This is a genomic window from Streptomyces sp. NPDC000134 (assembly GCF_042899225.1).
Taxonomy (GTDB): domain Bacteria; phylum Actinomycetota; class Actinomycetes; order Streptomycetales; family Streptomycetaceae; genus Streptomyces.
Map to the genome: position 1 here is coordinate 80,733 of NZ_JBIAZN010000016.1, position 16,917 is coordinate 97,649.

14 protein-coding genes and 1 riboswitch are annotated in these 16,917 nt (G+C 73.0%); of the genes, 8 read left to right on the forward strand and 6 right to left on the reverse strand.

The window, feature by feature from the left end; genetic code table 11:
* Window positions 1-175: 175 nt before the first annotated feature.
* Entirely contained in the window at window positions 176-457 is a 282-nt protein-coding gene (locus tag ACFY32_RS23760) for an HPr family phosphocarrier protein (RefSeq protein ID WP_359200139.1), read from the forward strand.
* A gap of 174 nt (window positions 458-631) precedes the next feature.
* Here ACFY32_RS23760 and ACFY32_RS23765 read toward each other — a convergent pair whose 3' ends face one another.
* The 4 genes from ACFY32_RS23765 to ACFY32_RS23780 form a co-directional block, all read right to left on the reverse strand.
* Window positions 632-1,327, reverse strand: a complete 696-nt coding sequence (locus ACFY32_RS23765; RefSeq protein WP_359200137.1) for a GntR family transcriptional regulator — start codon at window positions 1,325-1,327, stop codon at window positions 632-634.
* 238 nt (window positions 1,328-1,565) lie between these two features.
* Complete coding sequence (locus ACFY32_RS23770; RefSeq protein WP_390675185.1) at window positions 1,566-2,342, reverse strand: M23 family metallopeptidase; 777 nt, start codon at window positions 2,340-2,342, stop codon at window positions 1,566-1,568.
* A 12-nt stretch (window positions 2,343-2,354) separates the two neighbouring features.
* Window positions 2,355-2,517: riboswitch (cyclic di-AMP (ydaO/yuaA leader) on the reverse strand.
* Between the two features lie 191 nt (window positions 2,518-2,708).
* Window positions 2,709-4,097, reverse strand: a complete 1,389-nt coding sequence (locus ACFY32_RS23775) for a M16 family metallopeptidase (protein ID WP_390675186.1) — start codon at window positions 4,095-4,097, stop codon at window positions 2,709-2,711.
* Window positions 4,094-5,443 (reverse strand): pitrilysin family protein, encoded by a 1,350-nt coding sequence (locus ACFY32_RS23780; RefSeq protein ID WP_359200131.1) that lies wholly within the window; start codon window positions 5,441-5,443, stop codon window positions 4,094-4,096. Before ACFY32_RS23780 ends, ACFY32_RS23775 begins: the two co-directional genes overlap by 4 nt.
* A 306-nt stretch (window positions 5,444-5,749) precedes the next feature.
* Here ACFY32_RS23780 and ACFY32_RS23785 point away from each other — a divergent pair, with 306 nt between their 5' ends.
* The gene (locus ACFY32_RS23785) at window positions 5,750-8,197 is read left to right on the forward strand and encodes a DNA topoisomerase IV subunit A (protein ID WP_359200129.1); all 2,448 of its coding nucleotides are present in this window, start codon (window positions 5,750-5,752) and stop codon (window positions 8,195-8,197) included.
* Here the strand turns inward: ACFY32_RS23785 and ACFY32_RS23790 are convergent.
* Entirely contained in the window at window positions 8,194-9,306 is a 1,113-nt protein-coding gene (locus tag ACFY32_RS23790) for a CobW family GTP-binding protein (RefSeq protein WP_390675187.1), read from the reverse strand. The two genes, ACFY32_RS23785 and ACFY32_RS23790, sit on opposite strands and share 4 nt — an antisense overlap.
* 317 nt (window positions 9,307-9,623) lie before the next feature.
* On the opposite strand from ACFY32_RS23790, the gene ACFY32_RS23795 reads away from it, so the two are divergent.
* Window positions 9,624-10,175, forward strand: coding sequence for a DUF6082 family protein (locus ACFY32_RS23795; RefSeq protein WP_359200125.1), 552 nt, complete (start codon window positions 9,624-9,626; stop codon window positions 10,173-10,175).
* A 129-nt stretch (window positions 10,176-10,304) separates the two neighbouring features.
* Window positions 10,305-10,541 carry a hypothetical protein gene (locus tag ACFY32_RS23800; RefSeq protein WP_190205520.1) on the forward strand — a complete coding sequence of 79 codons (237 nt, stop codon included), beginning with the start codon at window positions 10,305-10,307 and terminating at the stop codon, window positions 10,539-10,541.
* 154 nt (window positions 10,542-10,695) lie between these two features.
* Here ACFY32_RS23800 and ACFY32_RS23805 read toward each other — a convergent pair whose 3' ends face one another.
* Window positions 10,696-11,862, reverse strand: coding sequence for a citrate synthase (locus ACFY32_RS23805; RefSeq protein ID WP_390675188.1), 1,167 nt, complete (start codon window positions 11,860-11,862; stop codon window positions 10,696-10,698).
* A gap of 123 nt (window positions 11,863-11,985) precedes the next feature.
* Between ACFY32_RS23805 and ACFY32_RS23810 the strand changes: the two genes are divergently transcribed.
* The 4 genes from ACFY32_RS23810 (at window position 11,986) to ACFY32_RS23825 (ending at window position 16,866) form a co-directional block, all read left to right on the forward strand.
* Complete coding sequence (locus ACFY32_RS23810; protein ID WP_390675189.1) at window positions 11,986-13,260, forward strand: citrate/2-methylcitrate synthase; 1,275 nt, start codon at window positions 11,986-11,988, stop codon at window positions 13,258-13,260.
* A 130-nt stretch (window positions 13,261-13,390) separates the two neighbouring features.
* Complete coding sequence (locus tag ACFY32_RS23815; protein ID WP_390675190.1) at window positions 13,391-14,335, forward strand: sucrase ferredoxin; 945 nt, start codon at window positions 13,391-13,393, stop codon at window positions 14,333-14,335.
* Window positions 14,336-14,518: 183 nt separating this feature from the next.
* On the forward strand, window positions 14,519-16,186 hold the full coding sequence (locus ACFY32_RS23820; RefSeq protein WP_359200116.1) for a sensor histidine kinase: 1,668 nt from the start codon (window positions 14,519-14,521) through the stop codon (window positions 16,184-16,186).
* On the forward strand, window positions 16,186-16,866 hold the full coding sequence (locus tag ACFY32_RS23825) for a response regulator (RefSeq protein WP_359200114.1): 681 nt from the start codon (window positions 16,186-16,188) through the stop codon (window positions 16,864-16,866). The genes ACFY32_RS23820 and ACFY32_RS23825 overlap by 1 nt, the downstream gene beginning before the upstream one ends.
* The last annotated feature ends 51 nt before the right edge of the window (window positions 16,867-16,917 follow it).

Sequence of the window (16,917 nt, forward strand, 5' to 3'; positions counted from 1 at the left end):
GCCCCAGAGTACGGCTCGCGTACGACAACGGCGCGAGGCAGTCTGTGGGAGGGCGGGGCCAAGCCGAGGCCGCGGTCCGACCCGCCCGCCGGCGCGCGGCACCGGCCGCTCCGGGCACTCTTCACCGTATGGGAAACTGGTCTAGACAACCCTGAACACCGAAGGGCAGCAACACATGGCTGAGCGCCGCGTCAACGTCGGCTGGGCCGAGGGTCTCCACGCCCGCCCCGCCTCCATCTTCGTCCGAGCCGCCACGGCCACCGGCGTCCCGGTCACGATCGCCAAGGCCGACGGCAACCCCGTCAACGCGGGCTCCATGCTGGCCGTCCTGGGCCTGGGCGCCCAGGGCGGCGAGGAGATCGTCCTCGCGTCGGACGCCGAGGGCGCGGACGCCGCCCTGGACCGTCTGGCGAAGCTGGTCGCCGAGGGGCTCGAGGAGCTTCCCGAGACCGTCTGAGCCGGATCGCCTGAAATGGGCGGAGCCGTGCCGACCTCTTCCGGTCGGCACGGCTCCGCCTTTTTCGCGCCGGGCTCCCGAATATGCTTTCGGCATCGTCTTGAGAAGCGGCGGCAAAAGGGCAGCAAAAATAACCCCCGGAGAATTACTCCCTCTTTGTATACGGCGTCCGTGTTAATGGCGCAGGCTCGGCGTGTTTACTGGATGTTGCGAGTTCCTCACACGCTCCGCCCGGTCGGCACCGGGACCGAAGCGCAGCCGGTGGACCGCCGTCGACCGCTCGGCGTGCAGCGCGGTGAGCGACCGCGCACGCTCGCCGTCGCCGCGGGCCACCGCGTCGACGATCGCGCCGTGCTCGGCCCAGGAGTCGACCGGGCTGGCCGGCGCGTCCACGGCGTACATCCAGGCGATGCGGTGCCGCAACTGGGTCAGCGTGGCGGTCAGGGCGGCGCTGCCCGCGGCCTGGGCGAGCGTCTCGTGGAACCAGCCCCCCAGGGAGCGCAGGTCCTCGCTGTGGCCCCGCCTGGCCCGCTCCTGCCCCAGTCTGACCAGGCCGCGCAGCACTTTGAGGTGGGCCTCGGTGCGGCGCTGGGCGGCCCGCGCGGCGCCGAGGGGCTCCAGCAGCAGGCGCATCTCCAGTAGGTCGGCGGCCTCCTGCTCGGTCGGTTCGGCCACGCACGCGCCCGCGTGCCGCCGGGTCACCACGAAGCCCTCCGCCTCCAGGGTGCGCAGCGCCTCGCGCACGGGGACGCGGGAGACGCCGTAGCGGCGGGCGAGCAGTTCCTCGGTGAGCCGGCTGCCGCGCTCGTAGACACCGGCGACGATGTCGTCCCGGATCGCCGTGCATACCGAGTGCGCCGGAATACGCATGACCGACCTCCGCCTTAATCCCCGTGAAACGTCGGCGATTGACGCCTGTTCAGCGACTCTATGGCAGTGCGCGGGAATTTCCGACGGGCATCCGGAATCCATGGATATTTTTTGGACAGCGGGACGCCGGAAAGGGCGGGCGTAGCGGGGTCACGGGAAGCGCCCGGGAACGCCGAAAGCCCCGGCTCTCTGGGGAGGAACCGGGGCTGCGTGGAGGGGGGTGGCGGTGCCGGTGGCGTCAGACGTCGACGCCGTGGGAGCGGAGGTAGGCCACGGGGTCGATGTCCGAGCCGTACTCCGGGGAGGTGCGGGCCTCGAAGTGCAGGTGCGCCCCGGTGACGTTGCCGGTGGCGCCGGAGAGGGCGATCTGCTGGCCGGGGGTGACGGTCTGGCCCACCGACACCCCGATGGACGACAGATGTCCGTACTGGGTGTACGTACCGTCATGCATCTTGATCACGACTTGATTGCCGTACGCACCGCCCCAGCCGGCCTCGACGACGGTACCGGCCCCGACCGCGTGGACGGAGGTGCCGGACGCCGCGTGGAAGTCGATCCCGGTGTGGCTGCCGGAGGACCACAGGCCGCTGCTGGCCTGGTAGGCGGTCGACACGTAGGAGGCGCTGATCGGCGCCACATAGGCGGTCAGGCGCTTGCGCTCGGCCTCCCGGGCGGCGCGCTCCTTGTCCTCGCGGGCCTGCTGGGCGGCCTTCTCGGCCGCTTCGGCGGCCCGTTCGCGCGCCGCCTCCTCGGCCGCGCGCTCGGCGGCGGCCTCTTCGGCGGCCAGGCGCTGGGCGGCGGCCTGGGCGTCTATCTGCTCGGCTATGGAGTCGCCGATGGTGACGACCGGGGTGAGGCCGGTCTGCTCGGGGGCGGGCTCGGCGGCCAGGGCCGGGGCCGCGAGGGTGCCTACCACTCCGGTGGTGGCGAGGGCCGCGACGCCCGCCGCGCGGGCGGTGGTGCGGTGCAGCCGGCCGGGCCGGCGGTGCTTGCCGGTGGCGCGCGTGAACGCCATGTACGGGCTCGTCCTTTCCTTCCCTCTCGCCTACCGGGTTAGCTGACGGGTTCGGAGCAGGAAGGTCTCCTACGGACCCCCTCGCTGGGCGCGGGCGTCCGATTCACCCCAGGGACTGCGGTGGGTCCCCGGCTCCCCTGGCTCGCGCCGTACGGGGACTCGGCGATGGCTGTCCGGTGCCGCGGGTGCGGCGCACTGCCTGACGGACAGCCCGGAAGACGCTAAGCGGGCCCGCGTTCAATTCCCAAACGCAACAGACGTTTTGTAGCGCATCCCACAGCCCAGAGGGGCAACCTCTCCCCCAATCCGGACAAAAGGCGGCCCCGGCGACACGAGGGTCACCGGGGCCGTAAGGCGCGCCTGGCGCTACTCGGCCGCCACCACGGTGACTTCGCCGATGCCGAGGGCCTCGACGGGCTCCTTGATCCTGGCCGCGTCGCCGACCAGGACGGTCACCAGGCGGTCGACCGGGAAGGCGTTCACGACCGCCGCGGTGGCCTCGACCGTGCCGGTCGCGGCGAGTTGCTGGTACAGCGTCGCCTGGTAGTCGTCGGGCAGGTGCTGCTCGACCTGGTCGGCCAGCGTGCTCGCGACAGCCGCCGCGGTCTCGTAGCGCAGCGGCGCCACGCCCACCAGGTTCTGCACGGCGACGTCGCGTTCGGCGTCGGTGAGGCCCTCGGCGGCGAGCGTGCGCAGCACCGTCCACAGGTCCTGGAGGGCCGGTCCGGTGTTCGGCGTGTCCACCGAGCCGCTGATGGCGAGCATCGCGGTGCCGGTGCCGTCCGGCGCGGAGCGCAGCACCTGGCCGAACGCCCGGACGCCGTAGGTGTAGCCCTTCTCCTCGCGCAGGACGCGGTCCAGGCGGGAGGTGAGGGTGCCGCCCAGGCAGTACGTGCCGAGCACCTGGGCGGGCCAGACGCGGTCGTGGCGGTCCGGGCCGGTGCGGCCGATCAGCAACTGCGTCTGCACGGCGCCGGGCCGGTCCACGATGACGACCCGGCCGGTGTCGTCGGCGGTCACCGACGGCACGGGCCGGGGCTCGGCCGCCGAGCCGGTCCAGGCGCCGAGCGTGTCGGCGAGCAGCGCGTCGAGGTCCAGGCCGGTGAGGTCGCCGACGACCACGGCGGTGGCGGTGGCCGGGCGGACGTGCTTCTCGTAGAAGGCGCGTACGGCCGCGGCGTCGATGTTCGCCACCGTCTTCGCGCTGCCCTGGCGGGGACGCGACATCCGCGAGTCCGCCGGGAACAGCTCCTTGGACAGCTCCATGGCGGCCCGGCGCCCGGGGTTGGCCAGCTCGTGCGGGATCTCGTCCAGCCGGTTGCGGACCAGCCGCTCGACCTCGCTGTCGGCGAAGGCGGGCGCCCTGAGGGCGTCCGCGACCAGGCCGAGCGCCTTGACCAGGCGGGAGGCCGGCACCTCCAGGCTGAGCCGTACGCCGGGGTGGTCGGCGTGCGAGTCGAGGGTGGCGCCGCAGCGCTCCAGCTCGGCGGCGAACTCCTCGGCGGAGTGCTTGTCCGTGCCCTCCGAGAAGGCCCGCGCCATGACGGTGGCGACGCCGTCGAGACCGGCCGGCTCGGCGTCCAGCGGGGCGTGCACGAGGACCTCGACGGCGACGACCTGCTGGCCGGGGCGGTCGCAGCGCAGGACCGTCAGCCCGTTGGGCAGCGTGCCGCGCCCGGGGGCGGGGAACGCCCAGGGCTTGGGCTCGCCGGCCTGCGGCTGGGGGTGGAACTCCATGGGGGCCAGCTCGGTCACTTGGCCTCCTCCTCGGTCTCGTCGGTGGCGTCGGCGTCGGCGGCTTCGGGCGCGGTCGGCTCGTAGACGAGCACCGCGCGGTTGTCGGGCCGCAGCCGGGCCTTGGCGACCTCCTGGACCTCTTCCGCGGTCACCTCCAGGACCCGTCCCACCGCGCCGAGGGCGAGCTGCGGGTCGCCGAACAGGACGGCGTACCGGCACAGTTCGTCCGCGCGGCCCGCGACCGTGCCCAGGCGGTCCAGCCACTCGCGCTCCAACTGGGCCTGGGCGCGCTCCATCTCCTCGGCGGTGGGCCCCTCCTCGGCGAAGCGGGCCAGCTCCTCGTCGATGGCGGCCTCGATGACCGGCACCTCGACGTCGCCGGAGGTCTTCACGTCCAGCCAGCCCAGCGAGGGCGCCCCGACCAGGCGCAGCAGGCCGAACCCGGCGGCCACCGCCGTACGGTCGCGGCGCACCAGCCGGTTGTAGAGCCGGGAGGACTCGCCGCCGCCGAGGACGGTGAGCGCGAGGTCGGCCGCGTCGCAGGCGCGCGTGCCGTCGTGCGGCAGGCGGTAGGCGGCCATCAGGGCACGCGCGGGGACCTCCTCCTCGACGACCTCGCGCAGTTCCTCGCCGATGATGTCGGGCAGCGTGCCGTCCCGGGGGGCGGGCTTGCCGTCGTGCGAGGGGATGGAGCCGAAGTACTTCTCGATCCACTCCAGGGTCCGCTCGGGGTCGATGTCGCCGACCACCGACAGCACCGCGTTGTTCGGCGCGTAGTAGGTGCGGAAGAACGCGCGGGCGTCCTCCAGGGTGGCCGCGTCGAGGTCGGCCATGGAGCCGATCGGCGTGTGGTGGTAGGGGTGGCCCGCCGGGTAGGAGAGGGCGGTGAGCTTCTCGAACGCGGTGCCGTAGGGCACATTGTCGTAGCGCTGGCGGCGTTCGTTCTTGACGACGTCGCGCTGGTTCTCCATCGACTCCTCGTCGAGGGCGGCCAGCAGGGAGCCCATGCGGTCGGCCTCCAGCCAGAGCGCGAGCTCCAACTGGTGGGCGGGCATGGTCTCGAAGTAGTTGGTGCGCTCGAAGCTGGTGGTGCCGTTGAGCGAGCCGCCCGCGCCCTGCACCAGTTCGAAGTGGCCGTTGCCCTTGACCTGGGCGGAGCCCTGGAACATCAGGTGCTCGAAGAGGTGAGCCAGACCCGTGCGTCCCTTGACCTCGTGGCGGGAGCCGACGTCGTACCAGAGGCACACCGCCGCGACCGGGGTCAGGTGGTCCTCGGAGAGCACCACGCGCAGGCCGTTGGCCAGGCGGTGCTCGGTCGCTGTCAGGCCGCCGGAGCCTGCCTCGGCGGTGGCCGTGTGACCCATGGGCATGTACGTCCCTTCGATCGCGGAAACCTAGACGGATTCACTGTGCTGGTTCACCGGTCGGAACCGCGCCATTCCTGCCGGTCCTGCCACTGTATGCAAGCGCGCGGACGACCGGCGCGGTTCCCGGTGCCGCTACGCCCAGAGCGAGAACGCGGATACCGGGTCGGCGGGCCCGAGGGCGTACCCTGCGGGCAGCACCGGGCCGACTGCCCGCGACGGGTCCTGGTCGGTCGCTGTCAGTGCCGCGGTCCACAATGGACCGCGTCAGATCACCGTTCACGCTTCAGCAAGGAGCCGGCAGCGATGGCCCGCCGCAGTACGAAGACCCCGCCGCCCGACGACGCGTACGAGGAGAAGATCCTCGACATCGACGTCGTCGACGAGATGCAGGGCTCGTTCCTCGAGTACGCGTACTCGGTCATCTACTCGCGTGCCCTGCCGGACGCCCGGGACGGCCTGAAGCCGGTGCACCGCCGCATCGTCTACCAGATGAACGAGATGGGCCTCCGGCCCGAGCGCGGCTACGTCAAGTGCGCCCGGGTCGTGGGCGAGGTGATGGGCAAGCTCCACCCGCACGGTGACGCGTCCATCTACGACGCCCTGGTGCGCATGGCCCAGCCGTTCTCCATGCGGGTGCCCCTGGTCGACGGCCACGGCAACTTCGGCTCGCTGGGCAACGACGACCCGCCGGCCGCCATGCGGTACACCGAGTGCCGGATGGCCGAGGCGACCAGCCTGATGACGGAGTCCATCGACGAGGACACCGTCGACTTCGCCCCCAACTACGACGGCCAGGAGCAGGAACCGGAGGCCCTCCCCGCCGCCTTCCCGAACCTGCTGGTCAACGGCGCCTCGGGGATCGCCGTCGGCATGGCGACGAACATGCCGCCGCACAACCTGCGCGAGGTGATCGCCGCCGCCCGCCACCTGATCCGGCACCCGAGCGCCGACCTCGACGCCCTGATGAAGCACGTCCCGGGCCCGGACCTGCCCACGGGCGGCCGGATCGTGGGCCTGCCCGGCATCCGGGACGCCTACGAGACCGGCCGCGGCACCTTCAAGATCCGCGCGACGGTGTCCGTGGAGACGGTGACGGCCCGCCGCAAGGGCCTGGTCGTCACCGAGCTGCCCTTCACGGTCGGTCCGGAGAAGGTGATCGCCAAGATCAAGGACCTGGTCGGCGCGAAGAAGCTCCAGGGCATCGCCGACGTCAAGGACCTCACCGACCGCGAGCACGGGCTGCGCCTGGTCATCGAGATCAAGAACGGCTTCGTGCCGGAGGCGGTCCTGGAGCAGCTCTACAAGCTGACGCCGATGGAGGAGTCCTTCGGCATCAACAACGTCGCCCTGGTGGACGGCCAGCCCCTCACCCTGGGCCTGAAGGAGCTGCTGGAGGTCTACCTCGACCACCGCTTCACCGTCGTACGCCGCCGCAGCGAGTTCCGCCGGAGCAAGCGGCGGGACCGCCTCCACCTGGTGGAGGGCCTGCTCACCGCGCTGGTCGACATCGACGAGGTGATCCGGCTCATCCGCTCCAGCGAGAACTCCGCGCAGGCCAAGCAGCGCCTGATCGAGCGGTTCTCGCTGAGCGACGTGCAGACCCAGTACATCCTGGACACGCCGCTGCGCCGCCTGACCAAGTTCGACCGCATCGAACTGGAGGCCGAGCAGGACCGGCTGAACGCGGAGATCGAGGAGCTGACCCGGATTCTCGACTCGGACGCCGAGCTGCGCAAGCTGGTCTCGACGGAACTGGCGGCGGTGGCCAAGAAGTTCGGCACCGACCGCCGTACGGTGCTGCTGGAGTCGGCCGCGACGCCCGCCGCCGTACCGCTCCAGGTCGCCGACGACCCCTGCCGGGTGCTGCTGTCCTCCACCGGCCTGCTGGCCCGCACGGCGAACGGCGGGCCCCTCGCCTCCGACGCCAAGCGCGTCAAGCACGACGTGATCGTCTCCGCGGTGCCGGCCACCGCGCGGGGCGAGATCGGCGTGGTGACCTCCTCCGGGAAGCTGCTGCGGATCAACGTCGTCGACCTGCCGCAGCTCCCCGAGGACATGGCGACGGCGAACCTGGCGGGCGGCGCGCCGCTGGCGGAGTTCGTCTCCCTGGAGGACGACGAGACGGTGATCTGCCTGACCACCCTCGACGAGTCGTCCCCGGGCCTCGCGCTCGGCACCGAACAGGGCGTCGTCAAGCGGGTGGTGCCCGACTACCCGGGCAGCAAGGACGAGCTGGAGGTCATCACCCTCAAGGAGGGCGACCGGATCGTCGGCGCGGTCGAGCTGCGCACCGGCGACGAGGACCTCGTCTTCATCACGGACGACGCGCAACTGCTGCGCTACCAGGCGTCCCAGGTGCGTCCGCAGGGCCGCGCGGCGGGCGGTGTCGCGGGCATCAAGCTCGGCGAGGGCGCGAAGGTCATCTCCTTCACGGCCGTCGACCCGGCGGCGGACGCGGTGGTGTTCACCGTGGCGGGCTCGCGCGGCACGCTGGACGACTCGGTGCAGACCACGGCCAAGATGACGCCGTTCGACCAGTACCCGCGCAAGGGCCGGGCCACCGGCGGGGTGCGCTGCCAGCGGTTCCTGAAGGGCGAGGACTGCCTGTCGCTGGCCTGGGCGGGACCCGCCCCGGCCCGCGCCGCGCAGAAGAACGGCACACCCGTCCCGCTCCCGGAGATCGACCCGCGCCGGGACGGCTCGGGCGTGTCCCTGCCGAAGACGGTGGCGGTGGTGGCGGGGCCTGCCTAGTCCGGGTCCGCGGCCCGGTCCGGATGCGGGTCCGCGGCCGGGTCCGGATGCGGGTCCGGGTCCGGGCCGTCCGGGTCCTGTACGTAGCGCAGGACGCCCCACATGCCGTGCTCGTCGGCGTGCGTGGCGTCCGCGCTCCGGCACTCCTGGAGTTCCTCGGCGAGCGCGGCGGCGTGGATGCCGGAGCCGATGAGGACGAGCCGGGTCAGGCGTTCGTCGCCGGGCGCCCAGCGCTCCGGGTAGAAGCGCAGGAACCGCCCCACCGCGTGGACGCCGTACCGGTTGCGCACGTCGTACGGCCCGAAGTCCACGTGCCCCTTGATCCGGTACAGGCCCTCCGGCCGGTCGTCCAGGAACCGCATCAGCCGGCGCGGGTCGAGCGGGACGTCGGAGACGAAGGACAGGCTGTCGTACGCGCTGTGCAGGTGCTCGGCGTGGCCGGCCCCCTCGCCGTCGGCGTGGTCGTGCAGGTCGTCGAAGGACAACTGCCCGACCCGCTCCTCGCTGGGCCGGCAGTCGAAGAGGAACTCCGGGTCGATCCGCCCGTACACGGCCGGCACGACGGCCGCGCCGTCGGCGAGCGAGCCGACCAGGGCGAGCACGCGTTCCTCGTCCGTCACCCGGTCGAGCTTGTTGACGATCACCAGGTCGGCCAGGGCGAGATGCCGGTCGATCTCGGGGTGCCGGGCGCGGGTGTCGTCGAACTCGGCGGCGTCGACGACCTCGACCAGACCGCCGTACACGATCCCGGGGTGTTCGCTGGCGAGCAGCATGCGCACCAGCTCCTGGGGCTCGGCGAGACCGCTGGCCTCGATGACGATCACGTCGATGCCGGTCTCCGGGCGGGCCAGCCGCTCCAGGTAGACGTCGAGTTCGCCGGGGTCGACGGCGCAGCACAGGCAGCCGTTGCCGAGCGAGACGGTGGAGTCGCCGAGCGCTCCGGCCACCGCCATGGCGTCGATCTCGATGGCGCCGAAGTCATTGACGATCGCGCCGATGCGGCTGCCTCCGGAGCGGTGCAGCAGGTGGTTGAGCAGGGTGGTCTTTCCGGAGCCGAGAAATCCGGCGAGGATGACGACCGGGATCTGCGGGCTCGGGTTCTGCCCCACTGTGCGACCTCTCTCACGCCTGCGCGTACACCGGCACCCGGCTCGTCACCGCGCGGGAGCCGAGTGCCGACCCAGGATACGAGCCTTGGCAATCATGGCGAAGTGAACGATTGTTAGCAGCGGCCATGGGGCAGACGTTGGGGAAGGCGCCGGTGTGTGCGACCCCGCTTCCCTCCGTGCGCCTCCTCTCCGCCTCCCCGCCGATCAGAGCCGCTCGGCACCCTGGAGGCGGCAAGCGCCGCCCATCGCTCGCCGGTCCCCGTCAGCCGACCCGCACTCGACGACCGGCGGACGGTCGCCTTGATTCGGGGGTTGACATGGCCACACAGAAAGCTTTCACCAGGGGGGTGGGTCCCGCCGCGGTCGGCCTCGTGCTCGCCGCCACCACCGCGACGCTGACCGTGCGCCGGCGCCGTCTGGACGCGGCACGGCTGCGGGAGCGACTGCTGGAGCTGGAGGAACTGGCCGTCCGGCGCAGGGCCCTGGCCCACCAGCAGCGCATGCACTGGGAACTGCTGGCGAGGGCGATCGACGACCCCTCCCTCGCCGCGGTCATCGACACGTACGACAAGACCGTCCCGGCGGAGAAGCGCAGGCAGTTCCTGTACGCCAACGCCTGGTACGCCTACCTGTACCACGTCCACCGGGCCGGCCTCCTGGACCGGGAGGAGCTGTACACGCATCTGCGGGAGTTCTTCCAGAGTCCGCTGTTCCGCGAGTACTGGGAGGCGTCGAGGGCCCAGCGCGCGACGCTGAAGCAGACGTCCGACGAGGCGAGGATCGGGCACATGGTGGATGCCCTGGTCAAGGAGCTGGACGAGGCCGACACGGACGAGTGGTGGGTGGTGGGCACTCCTCCGTCCGACTGACGCCTCGTCACCCCGGCGGAGTCCGTGTGCCGTCACGGGACACTCTTTGCACGTCCGTACACGCAGGTGTCTCGTAAAACCAGTAGCGTTCTGCCCGCACAGAGTCCACCCATGCCTTAAGGACCCCCTTTGAAGATCGTGCGCCGCATCGGTGTGCCTCCGAGCGCCCGAGGCAGCAACTCAGGAGCCAACTGCCCCGACGTGTTCGAGCTGAGCGACGGCAACTTCGCCGTCATCGGCACCGAGGCCACCGAGGCGCTGGAGCGCGAGCTGCCAGCCGACGCCTCCCGCGCGGACTACGAACGCATCGTCGTCGTCAGCCGGGAGACCCTGATCCGCGCCAAGGCGGACATCCCCGACGCCTGACGTCACCGTCCACGTCCCCGGCCGCACCCACCGTTGCCCGGACCGGACCGTCCCTCCGGCGAGCAGTCCGGCACCCCGTCCCTGCTCGACGCCCTCCTCGATGAGGCCTGGCGCCCCAGAACGGCACCAGGCCGCACGCTCCCCTCAGGCCCCCTCAGGCGCCCGCGGGCACCGCCACCGGCGCCGGCGGCCCCACGTACCGCGCGGCCGGGCGGATGATCTTCGAGTCCCGGGCCTGTTCCAGGATGTTCGCGCTCCAGCCCACGACCCGCCCCGCGGCGAACGTCGGTGTGAACATCTCCCGTGGCAGACCGCAGAGTTCCATGACGACACCCGCGTAGAACTCCACGTTCGTGTGCAGCTCCCGGCCCGGCTTCAGCTCCGCGAGGATCGCCTCGACCCGGCGCTCGACCTCGACGGCGAACTCGACCCGGGGACCGCCGAACCGCCGGGCCACCTCGCGCAGCATCCGCGAACGGGGGTCCTCGGTGCGGTAGACGGCGTGGCCGAAGCCCATCATGCGTTCGCCCGCCAGCACCCGCTCACGGACCCAGGAGTCGATGCGGTCGGGGGCGCCGATGGCGTCCAGGGTGTCCAGCGCCCGGCTGGGCGCTCCGCCGTGCAGCGGCCCGGACAGCGCCGCGACCGCCCCGGCCAGGCAGGCCGCCACGTCCGCCCCCGTCGACGCGATGACGCGGGCCGTGAACGTTGACGCATTGAAGCCGTGGTCAATGGTTGAGATCAAGTATTGCTCGATCGCCCGCGCCCGTCGCTCGTCGGGCTCCTCACCGGTGAGCATGTACAGGTAGTTCGCGGCGTACGAGAGGTCCTCGCGCGGTTCCACCGGGTGCAGCCCTTGTCCCAGCCGGTACAGCGCGGTGGTCAGGGTGGGTACGGCGGCGACCGCGACGAGGGTGTCGCGGCGGCGCCGGTCGGCGTCGACGTCGTAGACCGGCCGGAAGCCGTGCGCCGCGCCCAGCAGGGACAGGGCCGTGCGCATCCCGGCGAGCGGGCCGGACCGGGCGCCGGCCGCGGCGACGGCGGGCAGCGCCGCCCGCACCTCCCCCGGCAGCCGGCGCAGCGCGGCGGTACCCGCGGCGAAGGCGGCGCCGCGTCCGGCGTCCGGGAGGGCGCCGTGGACCAGCAGGTGCCAGACGTCCTCGAAGCTGCGGGTACGGGCCAGTTCGACGGCGGAGTACTGCCGGTAGTGGTAGAAGCCCTCGGTCCCCCGGACGTCACCGATCTCGGTGTCGGTGACGACGACGCCCGCGAGTCCTCGCGGTACGTCGACAAGTGTGGCTGCGGACCTGTTGACGGACATGATTTCCTCCCTCGACTTGATTCGACTGTCCATAATTGATTGAGCTTCTGTCAATATTGATCCACTCAATATACGTCCGGCTGAGCCTCCGGGCGAACGCCGAGGATGGATACGGTGACCTCCATGCGCGATCAAGAGCCCGGCCGTCCCAGCGGCACCGAGCGGCGGCTGAGCACCAAGGAGGCCGCCGAACTCCTCGGCGTGAAGCCGGAGACGGTGTACGCGTACGTCAGCCGCGGTCAGCTCAGCAGCCGACGGGCCCCCGGCGGGCGCGGCAGCACCTTCGACGCCGGGGAGGTCGAGGCGCTTGCCCGCCGCAACAGGCGCGGCGGCGACCCGGCCACGGGTGGCGAGCTGTCGGTACGGACCCGCGTGACGCTCATCGACGGCGACCGGTACTACTTCCGGGGGGTCGACGCGGTGGAGCTGGCCGAGCGGCACAGCTACGAAGAGGTCGCCGAGTGGCTGTGGACCGGCAGGCTCCGCCCGGGAGTCACCTTCACCGCCCCCGGGACCTCCGTCGCCGTCGCCCGCCGTGCCGTCGACGCGCTGCCCAAGCACGCCGGGCCCGCCGACCGGCTCCGCGTCGCCGTGATCGCCGCCGCGACGGCGGACCCGCTCCGCTTCGACCTGGCCGAGGAGGCGGTGCTGGGCACGGCGCGCACCCTCGTCCCCACCCTCGTCGCCGCCCTGCCGGCCGCGGGCCCCGAACAGGTCGACGAGGGTCCCCTCGCCCACCGTCTGTGGGCACGGCTCAGCGGATGGCCCGCGGACGAGGCACGACTGCGCGCCCTGGACCTCGCCCTCTGCCTGCTCGCCGACCACGACCTGGCCGCCTCGACGCTCGCCGTGCGCGTCGCCGCGTCGGCCCGAGCCCACGCCTACGCGGCCGTGTCCGCCGGGCTCGGGGTGATCGAGGGCCCGCTGCACGGGGCGGCCAGCGGGCTCGCCCACCGGCTCCTGCTGGAGGTGCTCGACCAGGGCAGCGCGGGGCCCGTGGTCGCCGAGGAACTGCGGGCCGGGCGGCGCGTCCCGGGGCTCGGCCACCGTCTGTACTCCGGCGAGGACCCACGCGCTCGTGCCCTGTTCGCCTGCCTGGAGGAGATCCCTCAGGCGGCGCCCGCGCTGGCGGCGGCCCGGGACATCGCGGCCACGGCGGCCCGCCACATCCCGCTGCACCCCAATGTCGACCTGGCGCTCGCCGTCCTGACCGCGTCGTCCGGGATGCCCGCCACCGCGGGCGAGACCATCTTCGCCGTGTCCCGTACGGCGGGCTGGATCGCGCACGCCCTGGAGGAGTACGCCGAACGCCCCCTGCGCATGCGCCCGAGCGGCCTCTACACCGGCCCGCAACCTCCCCAACCACTGCCGGAGCAGCCAGGGGACACCTCGGGGTGACGGCCGTCCCGCGTCACTACGGCGACGGCCTTCGGGCGCTGCCCCGTCCGCCACCCCCGTCTCACTCCGTCGGCGGCCTCCGGGCGCGGCTGGGAATCACCAGGGCGCAAGTCAGGTTAGGCTCACCTCTGTGAGTACGTGCTCAACCGTCTCCCGGGACTACGACGAGCCCCTCGCGGGCACCGCGGCCACCGCGCGGACGTGGCTGCTCGTGGAACAGCCGGGGCCGTGGGGTGCCAAGGCGCTCACTTCGAGCCACCTGGACCCTGCCCTCGGCCGTGCCCTGGAGAAGGCCGCCAAGGGAACGGGCGTACGCATCGCCCTGATCCGCCGCCCCGGCCGGCACGCCGACTGCGGCACGCCCGCCGAGCGGCGGGTGTACGCGGCCCACACGGTGCCCGGCCACACCTGGGTGCACACCGCCACGATCGCCGACCCCGCGCGCCTGCTCGACCTGGACTTCACCGCGCTCGGCAGGGGCGACCACCGGCGTTTCGACCCGGTGCTCCAAGGCGCCCCTCACACCGGGGACCCGCTGGTCCTGGTCTGCACCAACGGCAAGCGCGACCGGTGCTGCGCCCTGCTCGGCCGCCCACTGGCCGCCGAACTGGCCGCCGCCGGCACCGAGGGCGTCTGGGAGGTGACCCACCTGGGCGGTCACCGTTTCTCGCCGACGCTGCTGGTGCTGCCGTACGGCTACGCGTACGGGCGGGCCGACGCGCACGCCGTCCGGGAGATCCTGCACGGCGTGCGGGAGGGGCGGATCGTCACGGCGGGCTGCCGGGGCGGCTCGGCCTGGGAGCGCCCCGCGCAGGCGGCCGAACTGGCCGTGCGTACGGCGCTCGGCGAGGACGCCGCCGGGGCCCTGAGCGTCGTACGGACGGACGGCACCGCACCCCGCTGGGAGGTGACCCTCGCGCACACCGACGGGCGGCACTGGCGGGTCGTCGTGGCCCAGGGCGCGTCGCAGCCGCCGCGTCCGGAGAGCTGCGGGACGTCGGTACTGGGTTCACCCGCGCGGATGGAAGTCGCCGAGGTCCGCGCGCTGACGCTGACCTCGACCCTGGCGAGCTGACGGCGGCCCGCCCGCCGCGCGTACGGGCGATTCACGTCCCGCGACCCCGTGCGGGCGCCGTCCACCGTCGGGAGGGCCGTTCCCCCGCGCCCTCACCAGGCGCACGCGCCCCCTCCCCCGCGCGGGAGATTCCCCTCACACCCCCCTGCGGTCCCCCGCCCCCGGCCACGTACCGTCGAGGGCATGAGCCCCACTCCCCCCGCACGCCGTCGGCGCCTCGGGCTGCCGCGGCGGGTGTTCTCGCAGGTGCTGCTGATGCAGGTGGCGATCGCCGCCGGGGTCGCGGTGCTGGCGACCGGGCTGTTCCTCGCGCCCCTCGGTCACCAACTGGACGACCAGGCGATGCGGCGCGCGCTCGCCATCGCGCAGACCACCGCACAGCAGCCGCAGATGGCGCGGGACCTGCGCACCACCCCCGCGACGGCGGACGGCCCGGTGCAGCGGGAGGCCGAACGCGTCCGGAAGGCCACCGGGGCCGAGTACGTCGTGGTGCTGGACCGGCGGGGCGTGCGCTGGTCGCACACCGATCCGCGCCGGATCGGCGGGACCGTGTCGACCGACCCCGCCGAGGCCCTCGCCGGGCACGAGGTGATGGAGATCGACGACGGCACCCTGGGCCGCTCGGCCCGGGGCAAGGTGCCGCTGCGCGACGCCGGCGGCGAGGTCGTCGGGGCGGTCTCGGTCGGCATCGCGTACGACAGCGTGCGGGCACGGCTCATCCACGCCATTCCCGGGCTGTTCGCGTACGCGGGCGGCGCCCTGGCGGTCGGCGCGCTGGCCGCCTGGCTCATCTCCCGCCGGGTGCAGCGGCAGACCCGTGACCTGGCCTTCTCGGACATCGCGGCGCTGCTCGCGGAGCGCGAGGCGATGCTGCACGGCATCCGGGAGGGCGTCGTCGCACTGGACCGCAGCGGCCGGATGCGGCTCCTCAACGACGAGGCGCAGCGGCTGCTGGGCCTCGGCGGCGAGGCCGTCGGCCGGTCCCCCGCCGAAGCGCTCGGCGCGGGGCGTACGGCCGACGTACTGGCCGGCCGGGTCACGGGCACCGACCTGCTCACCGTGCGCGGCCAGCGGGTCCTGATCGCCAACCGCATGCCCACCGACGACGGCGGTGCCGTGGCCACCCTGCGCGACCGCACCGAACTGGAGCAGCTCGGCCGCGAACTGGACTCCACGCGCGGCCTCATCGACGCCCTGCGCGCCCAGGACCACGAACACGCCAACCGCATGCACACCCTGCTGGGCCTGCTGGAGCTGGAGATGTACGACGACGCGGTGGAGTACGTCGGTGAGGTCGTCGGCGACCACCGGGCCACCGCCGAACAGATCACCGAGCGCGTCCCCGACCCGCTGCTCGCCGCCCTGCTGGTCGGCAAGACGACCGTGGCGGCCGAGCGGGGGGTCGCCCTGTGGGTGTCCGACCGGACGCGGCTGCCGGACCGCCTGGTCGACCCCCAGGGGCTGGTCACGATCGTCGGCAACCTGGTCGACAACGCGCTGGACGCCGCCGCGGGCACCACGCACGCACGCGTGGAGGTCGAACTGCGCGCGGAGGGGCGTACCGCGACCCTCAAGGTGCGCGACACCGGCCCCGGGGTGCCGCCCGAGCACCGGGAGGCGGTCTTCACCGAGGGCTGGTCCACCAAGGAGGCCCCGGCGCACCGCCGGCGCGGCATCGGCCTCTCCCTGGTGCGCCGGCTCGCCGAGCGCCAGGGCGGCAGCGCGACGGTCGGCAAGGCGTACGGCGGCGGCGCGGAGTTCACCGTCGTCCTGCCGGAGGCGCTGGCCCCCGCGGAACTGGAACCGGCGCTCGCCGCGCCCGTCGCCCCCGCCGTCGAGAAGGAAGCCTGATGTTCGAGGTCCTGGTCGTGGACGACGACACCCGGGTCGCCCGGGTCAACGCCGCCTATGTCGAGAAGGTGCCGGGCTTCCGGATCGCCGGCGCGGCGCACAGCGCCGGGGACGCGCTGCGCGCCCTGGATTCGCTCCCCCGTCTCGACCTGGTCCTGCTGGACCACTATCTGCCCGACCGTACCGGCCTGGAGGTCGTCCAGGAGATGCGGCGGCGCGGCCACCAGGCCGACGTGATCATGGTGACGGCGGCACGGGACGTGGCGACCGTACGGGCGGCGATGCGGCAGGGCGCGCTGCAGTACCTGGTCAAGCCGTTCACCTTCGCGGGGCTGCGCGCCAAGCTGGAGGCGTACGCGGAGCTGCGCCGCACCCTGGACGGCGGCGGCGAGGCGGAGCAGGCCGAGGTGGACCGCATCTTCGGCGCCCTGTCGACCACGTCGGAGCCGGGGCTGCCCAAGGGGCACTCCCCCACCACCGCGGAGTTGGTGCGCCAGTGCCTGATGCGGGCCGACGGTCCGCTGTCGGCCCAGGAGATCGCCGACCGGACGGGGGTGAGCCGCCAGACCGCCCAGCGCTATCTCAAGCTCCTGGAACGCACCGGCCGGGCCCGCCTGACCCTCAAGTACGGTGACGCGGGCCGCCCGGAACACCGCTACCTCTGGGCGACCCGCACCTGAACGCCCCTCGCCACCGCCCGCCCTCCGGCCGCACGGCGCCCACCGGTACGG